General features: G+C 75.0%; 12 protein-coding genes. 7 read left to right on the forward strand and 5 right to left on the reverse strand.

The window, feature by feature from the left end; genetic code table 11:
* Window positions 1-681, forward strand: a 681-nt coding sequence (locus tag F9B16_RS51000; protein ID WP_192808904.1) for a hypothetical protein, incomplete at its 5' end; no start/stop codon positions are given.
* A 61-nt stretch (window positions 682-742) separates the two neighbouring features.
* Here the strand turns inward: F9B16_RS51000 and F9B16_RS20860 are convergent.
* The 3 genes from F9B16_RS20860 to F9B16_RS20870 are packed head-to-tail and all read right to left on the reverse strand — an operon-like array spanning window position 743 to window position 4,052.
* Window positions 743-1,519 carry an ABC transporter permease gene (locus F9B16_RS20860; protein ID WP_151541832.1) on the reverse strand — a complete coding sequence of 259 codons (777 nt, stop codon included), beginning with the start codon at window positions 1,517-1,519 and terminating at the stop codon, window positions 743-745.
* 2 nt (window positions 1,520-1,521) lie between these two features.
* Complete coding sequence (locus F9B16_RS20865; RefSeq protein WP_151541788.1) at window positions 1,522-3,120, reverse strand: ABC transporter permease subunit; 1,599 nt, start codon at window positions 3,118-3,120, stop codon at window positions 1,522-1,524.
* A complete protein-coding gene (locus F9B16_RS20870; RefSeq protein WP_151541789.1) occupies window positions 3,117-4,052 on the reverse strand; it encodes an ABC transporter ATP-binding protein in 936 nt (311 codons plus the stop codon). The genes F9B16_RS20865 and F9B16_RS20870 overlap by 4 nt, the downstream gene beginning before the upstream one ends.
* 186 nt (window positions 4,053-4,238) lie before the next feature.
* On the opposite strand from F9B16_RS20870, the gene F9B16_RS20875 reads away from it, so the two are divergent.
* Both F9B16_RS20875 and F9B16_RS20880 read left to right on the forward strand, forming a co-directional pair.
* On the forward strand, window positions 4,239-4,901 hold the full coding sequence (locus F9B16_RS20875) for a response regulator transcription factor (protein ID WP_151541790.1): 663 nt from the start codon (window positions 4,239-4,241) through the stop codon (window positions 4,899-4,901).
* 89 nt (window positions 4,902-4,990) lie between these two features.
* Window positions 4,991-6,145 carry a sensor histidine kinase gene (locus tag F9B16_RS20880; protein ID WP_225991811.1) on the forward strand — a complete coding sequence of 385 codons (1,155 nt, stop codon included), beginning with the start codon at window positions 4,991-4,993 and terminating at the stop codon, window positions 6,143-6,145.
* Window positions 6,146-6,180: 35 nt separating this feature from the next.
* Here the strand turns inward: F9B16_RS20880 and F9B16_RS20885 are convergent, their stop codons facing one another.
* On the reverse strand, window positions 6,181-6,765 hold the full coding sequence (locus F9B16_RS20885) for a TetR/AcrR family transcriptional regulator (RefSeq protein WP_151541792.1): 585 nt from the start codon (window positions 6,763-6,765) through the stop codon (window positions 6,181-6,183).
* Window positions 6,766-6,852: 87 nt separating this feature from the next.
* Between F9B16_RS20885 and F9B16_RS20890 the strand changes: the two genes are divergently transcribed.
* The 3 genes from F9B16_RS20890 to F9B16_RS20900 all read left to right on the forward strand — a co-directional run bounded on the left by F9B16_RS20890 (window position 6,853) and on the right by F9B16_RS20900 (window position 10,562).
* Window positions 6,853-8,247, forward strand: a complete 1,395-nt coding sequence (locus F9B16_RS20890) for an MFS transporter (protein WP_151541793.1) — start codon at window positions 6,853-6,855, stop codon at window positions 8,245-8,247.
* Between the two features lie 104 nt (window positions 8,248-8,351).
* Complete coding sequence (locus F9B16_RS20895; protein WP_151541794.1) at window positions 8,352-9,011, forward strand: class I SAM-dependent methyltransferase; 660 nt, start codon at window positions 8,352-8,354, stop codon at window positions 9,009-9,011.
* Window positions 9,012-9,404: 393 nt separating this feature from the next.
* Complete coding sequence (locus tag F9B16_RS20900) at window positions 9,405-10,562, forward strand: sensor histidine kinase (RefSeq protein WP_151541795.1); 1,158 nt, start codon at window positions 9,405-9,407, stop codon at window positions 10,560-10,562.
* Window positions 10,563-10,606: 44 nt separating this feature from the next.
* Here F9B16_RS20900 and F9B16_RS20905 read toward each other — a convergent pair whose 3' ends face one another.
* Window positions 10,607-11,476: an esterase/lipase family protein gene (locus F9B16_RS20905; RefSeq protein ID WP_225991812.1), complete on the reverse strand. Its 870-nt coding sequence runs from the start codon at window positions 11,474-11,476 to the stop codon at window positions 10,607-10,609.
* A gap of 114 nt (window positions 11,477-11,590) precedes the next feature.
* On the opposite strand from F9B16_RS20905, the gene F9B16_RS20910 reads away from it, so the two are divergent.
* Window positions 11,591-12,247: a TetR/AcrR family transcriptional regulator gene (locus F9B16_RS20910; protein WP_151541797.1), complete on the forward strand. Its 657-nt coding sequence runs from the start codon at window positions 11,591-11,593 to the stop codon at window positions 12,245-12,247.
* The last annotated feature ends 201 nt before the right edge of the window (window positions 12,248-12,448 follow it).

Below are 12,448 nucleotides of genomic sequence, written 5' to 3' on the forward strand. Positions count from 1 at the left end.
CTCCGAGACCCTCGCGCCCCGACCCCGCCGCGCGCCGCCGACGTGGCCGCCGCCCGGCAGGCCGCCGCCGCGGCGTCCCCGACCCTCGCCCGCTTCTTCGCCGGACGGGGGAGGACGGGGCAGGTCACCGCCGCCGCGGCGGAGCGGATGGCGCCCCGGCTGACCGGCGCCACCGTGCCGGTCTACGACCTGAACCCGGGGTTCGTCACCGGCGCCTCGGACACCGTCGCGCGGCTGTCGTTCCTCGCCACCGAGGCGGTCTCGGCCGACGGGCAGCACGCGTCGGTGTGGACCGTCCGGAAGGACGGGACGTGGCGGCTCGCCAACATCGCGTCCGGTGCGGACGAGGAGGACTACGCCCGCAACGGCGGCACGGTGTTCCGCGAGCCGCAGATCAACGCCTGGTACGCGCTGCGCGACGGCCGGGTGCGCCCTCTCAACGCCGAGGCGCGGCAGGCGGCCGGCGCGCCGTCGGTCTCGCTCGCCGCCTACCAGCGGGCCGTCGGTAAGCGCTACGGCGGTCGCATGCCCGGTTCGGCCTACGACCGGCAGGGCATGGCCGGCGGCTACGCTCCCGCGCACAAGGACGGCTCCGGCGGAAGCCGGATGCCTCTGCTTCTCGGCGGCCTGGTCCTGGCCGCCGGCGGCGGGCTGGCCGCTCGCCGCCTCGTCCGGCGCTGACCCGGCGCGCACGACGGCGGGTGGCCGGTCTCACCAGACCGCGCCACCCGCCCCGTCCCGGTCACGCGTCGCGGAAGTGGAGCAGCAGCCCGCCGATGAGGAGCGCCGCCGTCGCCCAGGCGGCGAGGACGCCGAGGCCCGCCCACGGTGCGATCGGCAGGCCGCGCAGGCCGGTGGTCGCCTGGACGGCGAGACCGGCCGTCATCGGCGACAGCCGCTCCAGGTGCCGGGCCAGGCGGGAGCCGCCGAGCACGGTGGTGAGGAGCGGCAGGAGGTAGAGCAGGCCGAGGACGGTCCCGATCGCCGCCGCCGCGTCGCGCACGGCGGCCGCGACGCCCAGGCTGAGCAGGGCGATCAGCCCGAGGTAGAGGACCGTCCCGGCGGCGGCGCGCAGCACGGCCCCGTCGTCCGGCGACAGCGGCGGACGGCCGTGCGCGGCGGTGAAGCCATGGCCGGGCAGGACGAGCCGTCCGGCGAGCAGGGAGCCCAGCACGGCGGGGACGCCCGCCGACAGCGTCGCGCCGGTGACGGTGACGGCCTTGGCGGCGAGGACGCCGGCCCGGCGGGGCATGGCGGTGAGCGTGACGCGGATCAGGCCGCTGCCGTACTCGCCGCTGACCGCGACAACGGCGAGGACGGCGACGATCGCCTGCCCGAGGTAGACCCCGGCCAGGCTCGTCCGGGCGGGATCCAGCCCGCAGCCCGCGGACGGGCACCGGGCCACGGCGTCCGCCACGAGCCCCAGCGCCACGGTCACGACGATGACGGCGAGCAGCAGCCAGAACGTGCTGGGCACCGTGCGCAGCTTCGTCCACTCCGCGTGCAGCGTTTCCCGCATGCTCACGCGTCCCTCCTGCGGAGCAGGACGGTGGCGAGCCCGAGGGCGAGCACGGTGTACCCGCACAGCACGGCGAATCCGGCCCACGGCGGTAGCGGGAAGTAGCCGTTGCCCGGCGTGTAGGGGGCGCTCACCTGCGGGTAGCGCGGCGTGGTCTGCTGGACGGCGAAGGCCGCCGCCGGCGTGACCCGCAGCAGCCAGTCCGCGACGCCGGCGGGCAGCACCGACAGCGGGGACGCGAAGAAGTACGGCACGACCATCACGGTGACGACGGCGGTGACGGCGCCCGCGCCGTGCCGCAGGATCGTGCCCACCGCGAGGGCGAGGACGGCGGCGACGGCCAGGAGCGCCGCGGTCCCGGCGACCGCGCGGATCTCGGTGAACGTGCCGGCCGGCAACACGAAGTCGCCGTTGGAGCGCAGCAGCCGCTCGCCGAGCAGGACCGCGGCGGTGCTCCCGGCGAGGCCGGCGACGAAGGTCACCGAGCCGATCACGATCGCCTTCGCGGCCAGGACCCGCCCCCGCCCCGGGACGGCGGTGAAGGTGACCCGGAGCAGGCCCCGGCGGTGCTCGGCGGTCATGAAGAGCGCCGCGACGACGATCACCGCGATCAGCCCGCCGAACGCCCCGAGGAGGGTCCGTTCGACGGCGACGCCGCCCCCATCCACCGCAGGCACGTAGGGCGCGATGTCCCCCGACCCGGTCACGGTGACGGTGCCGGCGGCCTGGCGGAACCCGGTGTCCGGCGACGGCCTGCCTCCCACCTGCGTGCCGGTCCAGGCGCCGGGCGGCCACGCGCCGCGCAGGCCGATGTGGTCGAAGCGGGCGGTGGCCAGGGTGCGGGCGCCGCTCCCGCCCGACCCGCCGAGCGACTGCGCGGACCCGCCCTGCGCGGAGCCGTCCTGCGTAGAGCCATCCTGCGTAGAGCCGCCCTGCGCGGACGCCGGGGAGGTGGCGAACATCCCGGCCTGCACGGTCGGCGGCAACCCGTGCAGGCGCACCGTGCCCGCCGCGCTCCAGCGGACGCCGTCGGCGGACTGGTAGCCGGTGATGGCGTCACCGGATCGGACGAGCCGCAGCCACCGTGGCGCCGCCGCCGCCGTGACGGCCCCGGGCGGGGCCTTGATGTCGCCGGTGTAGTCGTACTGCATCCGCACGCCGTGCCCGGCGGTGACGATCAGCGCCGCGTACGCCGACCCGGGACGGGTGCCCGCCTTGACGATGAGCCCCGCCTTCGACCACGGCTGCAGACCGGCCGGCCCCCGCCCGCCGATGAGCGACGCCATGCGGACGGTGATGTCGCCGTCGCCGTCCAGCCGCCGGTGCACGAAGGAGAACGCGTCGGTGACGGCCTTGCCGTCCGGCCCCACCGGGGCTGAGCAGCCCGTGCCGGGCACGTCCGCGCCGCCCGGCGCGGTGACGCCGCCGCACGAGCTGTGGTCGAGCAGCGCGATGCCCGCGGTGACCAGCACCGCGACGATCATGCCGATCGTCCAGCCGCGGACGGTGCGGAACTTGGTCCACTCGGCTCGCAGCAGCGCCCCGAACCCCGCCCGGCGGGCCCGGACCCGGGGTTGGCGCGTCGTCGTCGGGGCGGTCATCGCGTGCCCTCCCCGGCCGGCTCGCCGCGGTACTCGACCGCGTCCCGGGTCAGCCCGAAGTAGGCCTCCTCCAGCGTCGCGCGCTGCGCCGCCACCTCCGAGAACGGCACCGCGTTCGCGCCGAGCAGCGCGACGACGCGCTCGGCCGGCACCCCGGAGACGGCCAGGGTGTCCGGTCCGGTCGCGGCGACGGCGGCGCCCGCGTCCACCAGCACGGCCGTCGCCCGCGGCAGGTCGGTGGTCCGCACGGCGACCCGCCCGGCGGACACCCGCGCGATCAGATCCGCCACGCCCGTATCGGCGATGACCTTGCCCCGGCCGACGATCACCACGTGGTCGGCGGTGCCCTCCAGCTCGCTCATCAGGTGGCTGGACACCAGCACCGCCCGGCCCTCGTCGGCCAGCGCCCGCAGGAGCCCGCGCATCCAGACGATCCCCTCCGGGTCCATGCCGTTGAACGGTTCGTCCAGCAGCAGCACCGGCGGGTCGCCGAGCAGCGCCGCCGCGATCCCCAGCCGCTGGCGCATGCCGAGGGAGAACCCGCCCGCCCTGCGGCGCGCCGCCCGCTCCAGGCCGACCCGCCCGATCACCTCGTCGACCCGTCCGGCGGCCAGCCCCTGCGAGCGGGCCAGCCACAGCAGATGGTTGCGGGCGCTGCGGCTCGGCTGGACGGCCGCCGCGTCCAGCAGCGACCCGACCCTGGTCAGCGGACGCCGCAGGCTCCGGTACGGCCGCCCGCCGATCAGCGCGGACCCCGTGTCGGGCGCGTCCAGGCCCACGATCACCCGCATCGTGGTGGACTTCCCGGCGCCGTTCGGGCCGACGAACCCGGTGACCCGGCCCGGCCGGACGGTGAACGTCATGCCGTCCAGCGCCGTCGCCGGCCCGAACCGTTTGCGCAGGCCGCTGACTTCGATGGTCGCCTGGCTCATGTGGCCGCCTTTCCGGGCTCGTGGACGTTCCGCTCCGGAAGCGGTTGTACGCGGGCGCCGGTATCAGCACGGTGCCCGCCGCTGAAACCCCGCTGATACCGGCGGCCTGGCATCGTCGGAGCCGCGCCGCGTACGCTCGCGCCGAGCCGGACCGGCCGCCCGCCGGGGAAGGACCACGGACCGATCATGAGAGTGCTGGTAGCCGAAGACGTCGAGGACCTGGCCACCGCCGTCGCCGCCGGGCTGCGCCGCGAGGGCATGGCGGTGGACGTCGCCCTCGACGGGCACGCCGCGCTCGACCGCCTCGCCTGCACCCGCTACGACGTCGTGGTGCTCGACCGGGACCTGCCCGGCGTCCACGGCGACGAGATCTGCCGGCGGCACGCGGCCGGCGGGTCCGGGAGCCGGGTGCTGATGCTGACCGCGGCCGGCACGGTCCGGGACCGGGTGGAGGGCCTCGGCCTCGGCGCCGACGACTACCTGCCGAAGCCCTTCGACTTCGCCGAGCTCGTCGCGCGCGTCCGCGCCCTCGGCCGCCGCCCCGCGACCGCGCTGCCCCCGGTGCTCGAATGCGGCGACGTGACCTGCGACCCCGGCCGCCGGACCGCGTTCCGCGCCGGGCGGCGCCTCGAGCTCAGTCCGAAGGAGTTCGCGCTGCTGGAGTGCCTGCTCGGCGCCGCCGGCCGGGTCGTGCCCGCCGAGGAACTGCTGGAACGCGTCTGGGACGAGGCGGCCGACCCCTTCACCACCGCGGTCAAGCAGACGATGCGGCGGCTGCGGGCCAAGCTCGGGGACCCGCCCGTCATCCGCACCGTCCGCGAGGGCGGCTACCAGATCGGAGAGCCGTGATGCGCCCGCCCCGCCCCGCGGCGCCGGTACCGGGCCCGGCCCGCTCGCCGCGCCTGCTCCACCGGCCGCGCCTGCTCCACCGGCCGCGCGTGCTCCGCCGGCCGCGCGTGCTCCGCCGGCCGCGCGTGCCGCGGTGGACGCTGCGGACCCAGCTCACCCTCCTCTACGCCGCCGTGTTCTGCACCTCCGCCGCCGCCCTCGCCGCCCTCGCGGTGATCTTCAAGCCGAACGTCCTCGTGGGCGGCGGCTGCACGGCGGCGCCGTCCGTCCCGCAGCCCCCGGAGCCCTGCGGCCGGCCCGCGCACGCGTCCGTCGCCGGCACCATCGCCCACGACGCGAGGCAGAACGTCGCGGGCCTCGTCATGGTCGCGGTCCTGATCGTCCTCGCCCTCGGGGTCGGACGGCTGATCGCCGGGCGCGTCCTGCGGCCGCTGCGCACGATCACCAGCACGGCCCGGGACATCTCGGCCCGCGACCTGCACCAGCGGCTGGCCCTCGACGGCCCCGGCGACGAGTTCCGGCAGCTCGGCGAGACCCTCGACGGCCTGTTCGAGCGGCTGGAGGCGGCGTTCCAGGCGCAGCGGAACTTCGTGGCCAACGCCTCCCACGAGCTGCGGACGCCGCTCGCCGCCGGCCGGACCGTCCTGCAGGTCGCGCTCGCCGAGCCGGACGCCACCGCGCAGACCCTGCGGTCGGCCTGCGAGAAGGCCCTCAAGTGGGGCGACCGGCAGGAGCGCCTCATCGAGTCGCTGCTCACCCTCGCCGGCAGCGAGCGCGGCATCGAACGCTGGGAGCCCTTCGACCTCGCCGGCATCGCGCGGAAGGCCGTCGCGGACCACCGCGACGAAGCCGAACGGCGTGGCGTCCGCATCGACGCCGCCCTCGAAGCCGCGCCGGCCGCCGGCGACCCCGCCCTGGCCGAGAGCCTGATGGCGAACCTCGTCGGCAACGCCGTCCGCCACAACCTCGACGGTGGCGCCGTCGAGATCGCGACCGCCACGACCGGCGGGCGGGCCGTCGTGACGGTCGGCAACACCGGCCCGCTCGTCCCGCCGGACGAGGTCGACCGCCTCTTCCAGCCCTTCCAGCGGCTCGGCGTCCAGCGGGTCCGCCATGACGGCGGGCACGGGCTCGGCCTGGCGATCGTCCGCGCCATCGTCCGCGTCCACGGCGCCACCCTCACCCCCGAGCCCCGTCCCGAAGGCGGCTTGGACATCACGGTGGCCTTCCCGCCACGCCCCTGACCCGGCGGGCGCGGCCTCGGGCGGCGGGCGCGGCCTCAGGCGGAGGGCGGGGTGAGGATCGACTGCACGGTCGCGGTCACGACCTGGGCGGTCTCCTCGGCCTTCAGGCGTCCGGCGCGGTTCTCCTCGGCGGCCCCCTGCAGGACGTAATGCACGACGTTGACCAGCCATGCGATCGGCAGATCGGTGCGGAAGACGCCCTCGTCCTGCCCGCGCCGGATGAGGTCTTCCACGCGCTGGGCGGGGGCGGCGTGCTGCGCGCGGATGCGTTCGGCGGGGAGGACGCCCTGAGCGGCCGTCAGGAGCGCCGCTGACTCGGCGACGAGGGTCCAGCTGGAGCCGAGCAGCCGGCCGAGGGCGTCTCGCGCGTCGCCCGTCAGGTCGACGGCCGACAGGGCCTCGTCGCCGGCGCGCAACGCGTCGGCCAGAGCGGCCTCGACCAGGTCGGCGCGGGTGCGGAAGTGGCCGTAGAGCGTCATCCGGCCGACCCCGGCGGCCTTGGCGATGTCGTCGATCCCGGCGTTCGGGTCGCCGCTGAGCCGCTCGCGGGCCGCGGTGACGATGCGGGCGATGCTGCGCTCGGCGTCTGCACGGCGACGCGGACCGGCGGCGGAAGGCATGCCCGCATCCTAACTCGTACTGGAACATACATGTTACGCTCCCCGGTGTAAGTCGTACTCATGCATACGAATTAGGGGAGGGCTCTGATGACACAGGAGGTCCGGGGCACGCAGGCGCAGGCCGGGACGGCCCATCCGCTGCGATGGCGCATCCTGGGATTCCTCGGCGTGGCCCAGCTGATGCTGATCCTCGACGTCACCGTCGTCGCCATCGCGTTGCCGCACATCGAGACCGACCTCGGGCTGAGCCGCCAGGCCGTGACCTGGACGGTCAGCGCCTACACGCTCGCCTTCGGCGGCCTGATGCTGCTCGGCGGGCGCGCCGCCGACCTGCTGGGCGCCAAGCGGGTCGTGCTCGCCGGGCTGCTGGTCTTCACAGCGGCGTCCCTCACGGCCGGCCTGGCAGACTCGGCCGGCGTGCTGCTCGGCGGCCGCATCGCGCAGGGCGCCGGCGCGGCGCTGCTGTCCCCGTCGGCGCTGTCGCTCGTGGTGAGCATGTTCGACGGCGACGAGCGGAACAAGGCGCTGGGCGTCTGGTCCTCGCTCGGCGGTGGCGGCGCCGCCCTCGGCGTGCTGCTCGGCGGCCTGCTCACCGCGGGTCCCGGCTGGCCGTGGGTGTTCTTCGTCAACGTCCCCATCGGCCTGGTGATCCTCGTCGCGCTCGCCCGGATGCTGCCCCGGCAGCACGCGGCCGCGCCCCGTCCCCGGCTCGACGTGCTCGGAGCGGTGCTGATCACCGCCTCGTCCAGCGTCCTGATCTACGCGGTCAACCGCGCCGGCGACCACGGCTGGGCCACCGCCGCGACCGGCGGGCTCGTGCTCGCGGCCGCCGCCGGCTACCTGGCGTTCGCGGTGCGGCAGAAGACCGCCGCGTCGCCGATGATGGACGTCGACCTGCTGGTGCGGCGGCCGGTCGCCACCGGCACGTTCCTCATCGCGATGGCGACCGCCCTGATGATCGCGGTCTTCTTCCTCGGCACGTTCTACTTCCAGCACGGCCGGGACTACGGCGCCCTGCGCACCGGGCTGCTGTTCCTCCCGGTCGCGGGCGCGACGATGCTGGGCGCGAACCTCACCGGACGGGCGATCGCCAGGGCGGGCGCCCGCCCGCTCGGCGTGGCCGGGCTGCTCACCACCGCCGCCGGCATGGCCCTGCCCGCCCTGTCGATACGTCCCGCGACCGTGGTGATCGGCATCGCGATCGCGGGCGCCGGCACCGGCGCCGTCTTCGTCGTCGCGTCGGCGACCGCGCTCGGGCAGGTGGCTCCGCACGAATCCGGCATCGCCTCCGGAATCGTCAGCACCTTCCACGAGTTCGGCGCCTCCATCGGCGCCGCGGTGATCTCCAGCGTCGCGGCGGCGAGCATCGTCGGCGACACCCTGTCCGGCTTCACCGACGGCTTCGGCCTCGCCGCGGTGGCCGCGGCCGTGGCCGCCCTGGCGGCGGCCGTCCTGACGCCGGGCCGGCCGAAGGCGTCCTGACCTGCCACGCGGGCATCGGCGGCGCGGCCATGGGGCGGGCCGCCGATGGCCGGTTCGGCGGAGCGTCCGCGCGGGTAGGGCCGTCCTTGATCGGAGGGGGAGTCATGACGTCCCAGACGGACCCGGCGCCCGTGCGGCATCCCTTGTTCGCGCGGTTCTACGCCCGGATGAGCCCGCTGATGGAGCGCGGCATCGGCCCCTACCGGTCCAGGCTGCTCGACGGGCTGCACGGGCGGGTCCTGGAGGTCGGCGCGGGCGCCGGCGCCAACTTCGCCCACTATCCGGCCGGCGTCACCGAGGTCCTCGCGGTCGAACCCGAAGCCCATCTCCGGCACCTCGCCGCTTCCGCCGCGAAGCAGGCGCCGGTGCCCGTCCAGGTCGTCGACGGCGTCGCCGACCGGCTCCCCGCGGACGACCGATCCTGCGACGCGGCCGTCGCCTGCTTGGTGCTGTGTACCGTGCCCGATCCGGACGCGGCCCTCGCCGAACTCTTCCGGATCCTCCGTCCGGGCGGGCAGTTGCGCTTCTTCGAGCACGTCCGGGCCGGCACGCCCGGCGGGCGCCGCGTCCAGCGCATCGCGGACGCCACCGTGTGGCCGCTCATCAGCGGCGGCTGCCACACGGGCCGCGACACGGCCGCGGCGATCGAGCGCGCCGGCTTCGTCATCGACCGGCTCGACACGCTCAGCCGCACCGACACGGGAATGCCCCCGCCCGCCGCCCCCCAGATCTTCGGCACCGCGACCCGGCCCCCCGAGCGCTGACCCCGCGCCCACGCCCCCACTAGCCGGGTGTCACCTGCCTGTCACCCGTGCCGGTGTAGGACTGCGGGCAAGGAGCCACGGACCGTGGTCCGCTGCCGCGAAGCTCCCGGGGTGAACGATGAACGAGACGGTTTCGCAGGGGCCGGAGGCCGTGCCGCGGGCGGAGATCGAAGTCGCCGCGGAGAGGGCGAGGGGTCGGCGCGGTCGTGGCCGCTGGGTCGCCCTGGGCGCGGTGGTCGTGGTGCTGGTCGGAGGAGTGTGGACCTGGCGGGCCGGGGTGTTCTCTCCGACCGCCTCGCCCGGTCAAGGGGTGGCGCCTTCGGTGGCGACGGCGGTGGTGGCCCGGCGGGACCTGTCGGACACATCAACGAGGCGGCCCTTCCGCCAGGTGACGTGTCCGTCTCCGGCGGCGGTCCGCTGAGCAAGGAGCAGCTGCCCGACGGACGGCTGCCGGACCTCGCCGGCCTCGAGTCCGCACTGGCCAAGCAGATGGCCGCGAGCGACCTGCACCAGGTCCTGATCGAGGCGCCGGCCGCCCTGGCGATCGTCACCCTGATCGCTCTCGTGCTCGGCTGGTTCGCGGCCGGCCGCGTCCTGCGCCTGCTCGCCCTGATCACCGCGGCCGCCCGCCGCATCTCGGCCAGCAGCCTGCACAGCCGGCTGGCCCTCCGCGGCCCCGACGACGAGCTCAAGGCGCTCGGCGACACCCTCGACGAGCTGTTCGAGCGCCTCGAGGCCTCCTTCGACGCTCAGCGGGACTTCGTTGCCAACGCCTCGCACGAGCTGCGCACCCCGCTGACCAGGGAGCGCGCCATGCTGCAGGTCGCCCTCGACGACCCCGGCACCACCGCCGAGACCTGGCGCGAGGTCGTCGCGGACGTGCTCGCCTCCAACGCCGAGCAGGAAGGCCTCCTGGAGGCACTGCTCACCCTGGCGAGCAGCCAGGGCGGCCTCGGCGAACGCGAGACCGTCGACCTGGCGGACGTCACCGGCGAAGTCGTCCGCGCCGCCCGTCCGGAGGCCGCGCGACGAGGCCTGTCGGTGGACGTCGCGACGCAGCGCGCGCCACTGCTCGGCGACAGGGTGCTCGTCCGGCGGCTCCTGTCCAACCTGGTCGACAACGCCATGCGCCACAACGTCGCGGGCGGGAAGATCGACATCTGGGTCGGGACCAGAGAGGGACGCGCGGTCCTGGCGGTGGCCAACACCGGCCCGGACGTCCCGCCCGAGGCCGTCGACCGCTTGTTCCGGCCCTTCCTCCGCCTGGACGAACGCCGGGTACGCCGCGACAACGGCCACGGCCTGGGCCTGTCCATCGTCGACGCGATCGCCACCGCGCACGGCGCCGAGATCACCGCCCGGCCCAGGACGGGCGGCGGCCTGCTCATCGAGACCGCGTTCCTCCCGATACCGTCCGGCGACGCGTTGCGCGACCCTGCCGCCGAGCGGCCCACATGGCGCGCTGGCCGGTCGACCAGGAGAACGCCTCCCACTGCTCGACCGTCGCGAACCGCGTGTGGAGTCGTCTGGAGACGGTCTGGACGCCGGTGAATCCAGCGGCGGTGAGAACGGCTTCGGCCTGCTCGTCGGCGGGTTCAGAACGGCAGTCCGGTTCCGCAGGTGACGGGGCGCGGATGTGCGGGGTCGATGGCGTTGGTGACCAGGTCGGCCACGGTGGTGTCGTAGGCGAGGCCGATGTGCCCGACGGGGTCGTTGGGGCAGTGGTCCTGGACGTAGGTGTTGGTGACGCCGGGCTCGTCGACGAAGGAGACGCCCTTGGGGGTGACCAGGACGTCGGAGGTCGAGGCGATCACGGTGTAGGTGACGCCGGGCCGGGTGATCGGGCCGCTGTCGAGCTTCGCGACGGTCGGCGCGTCCGTGGTCAGTTCCGTGCAGGCCTTGCAGCCTGCCGTCGCCATCACCTGGTTGACCTGGTCCATGATGCCGAGCCCGCGTGCGATCGCGACCAGGCCGGCGAAGGAGGTGCCGTGCGTCGGCGGAGCGATCGCCACCACCCGGTCGATCCTGGCGGCCTTGCCGGGGACGAACTTGGGGATGTAGAGCGACAGGAACCCGCCCTCGGAGTGCCCGATGAGATCCACCTTCGACGCGCCCGTCCTGGTGAGGACCTTGTCGATCAGGGCCGAGACTTCCCGGGCCGAGGCGTCGATCGGCTGGAAGCCGCCCACCGGGATCGGCGGTAGAGCCTCGCCGTAGGTCTCGGCGTAGACGCAGTATCCGGCCGCCGCGAGCGCCGGGCCGAGGGTGAGGAAGTTGCCGGGGCCGTTGCCGCCGAGCCCGTGCAGGAGCACGACGGGGTTCGGATGCGCCGCCGAAGGACGGCAGTCGTAGTCGTTGAACCCGGACGAGGACGCGGCGGACGCGGGGGCGGCCTGCAGCACCGGCACGGCGACCAGCGCGGCCAGGCAGATGCCGAGTGCTCTCCGGAACGAACTGAAGCCCATGGTGGCCTCCATGGTCGGGGGGTGGCGAGGCCAGTAGAACATGGTGCCTTGTTCTGAACAAGGTGCCTTGTTGATAAATCGCGGGTGTTCCCTCCGCCGGTAGACTCACCTCCGATGAACGCTGGGAAGCCCGCGACCGGGGCACGGCCGCGGCGGATCCGGGGGCTCGACGCCGAGCAGCGCCGCGAGCAGCGTCGCCGGCAGCTCCTGGACTCGGCGCTGGAACTGTTCGCCGAGCAGGGGTACCACGGAACCTCGATCGAGCAGATCTGCCAGCACGCCTACGTCGGCACCAAGGGCTTCTACGAGACGTTCGACGGCCGCGAGGACTGCTACATCGCCCTGCTGCGGGAGATCACCGAGCAGCTCCAGGCGTACATGCTCGAACGCCTCGAAACGGTCCGCGCCGACGGTGAACAGGCCGAGCGGATGCTGGTCGAGGCCTTCGCGCACGCCCTGATCGACGACCCGCGCCGCGCGCTGGTCACGTTCGGCGGCGCGGGCGCCATCTCCGCGGCCGTCGAGCGGCAGCGCCGCCGGAACCGGCGCTGGGCCGCCGCGTTCGTCGAGTCGCTGTGGGACCGGCACGGCGTCGCGTCCCCCGGCCCGGACGTGCGGCGCATCGCGATCGGCCTCGTCGGCGGGCTGTTCGACCTCATCTCCGACTGGCTGCTGGACGCCGATCCCCGCGACCACGAGCACGTCGAAGCGCTGATCCGCGACCTCAGCGCCTTCTACGCCGTCGTCCGCGCCGGCGTCGCGTCCGCCTGACCGCACGGGACGGATCGCGGCCCCTCACCCGCCCGCGGCTCGCGGAGCCGCTTGACGATCTTCTCGCCGCGTGAGGAGCGTGCTGCGGCGGCCCCGGCGCCGCGCCCGTGATCGTCGACGGCCGTGCGGCGCGCACCGGAGCCGGTGTGCAAAATGCACGCCGCTCCGGTGACGTCCGGCACTGTGCCCGCCCCCGCCCGC

Source organism: Actinomadura montaniterrae, assembly GCF_008923365.1.
GTDB lineage: Bacteria > Actinomycetota > Actinomycetes > Streptosporangiales > Streptosporangiaceae > Spirillospora > Spirillospora montaniterrae.

Bases quoted from the DNA above. Each gene is read 5' to 3' on its own strand.
- F9B16_RS20860 (WP_151541832.1), bottom strand. From the start codon at position 1,519: ATGCGGGAAACGCTGCACGCGGAGTGGACGAAGCTGCGCACGGTGCCC.
- F9B16_RS20865 (WP_151541788.1), bottom strand. From the start codon at position 3,120: ATGACCGCCCCGACGACGACGCGCCAACCCCGGGTCCGGGCCCGCCGG.
- F9B16_RS20870 (WP_151541789.1), bottom strand. From the start codon at position 4,052: ATGAGCCAGGCGACCATCGAAGTCAGCGGCCTGCGCAAACGGTTCGGG.
- F9B16_RS20875 (WP_151541790.1), top strand. From the start codon at position 4,239: ATGAGAGTGCTGGTAGCCGAAGACGTCGAGGACCTGGCCACCGCCGTC.
- F9B16_RS20885 (WP_151541792.1), bottom strand. From the start codon at position 6,765: ATGCCTTCCGCCGCCGGTCCGCGTCGCCGTGCAGACGCCGAGCGCAGC.
- F9B16_RS20890 (WP_151541793.1), top strand. From the start codon at position 6,853: ATGACACAGGAGGTCCGGGGCACGCAGGCGCAGGCCGGGACGGCCCAT.
- F9B16_RS20895 (WP_151541794.1), top strand. From the start codon at position 8,352: ATGACGTCCCAGACGGACCCGGCGCCCGTGCGGCATCCCTTGTTCGCG.
- F9B16_RS20905 (WP_225991812.1), bottom strand. From the start codon at position 11,476: ATGGGCTTCAGTTCGTTCCGGAGAGCACTCGGCATCTGCCTGGCCGCG.
- F9B16_RS20910 (WP_151541797.1), top strand. From the start codon at position 11,591: ATGAACGCTGGGAAGCCCGCGACCGGGGCACGGCCGCGGCGGATCCGG.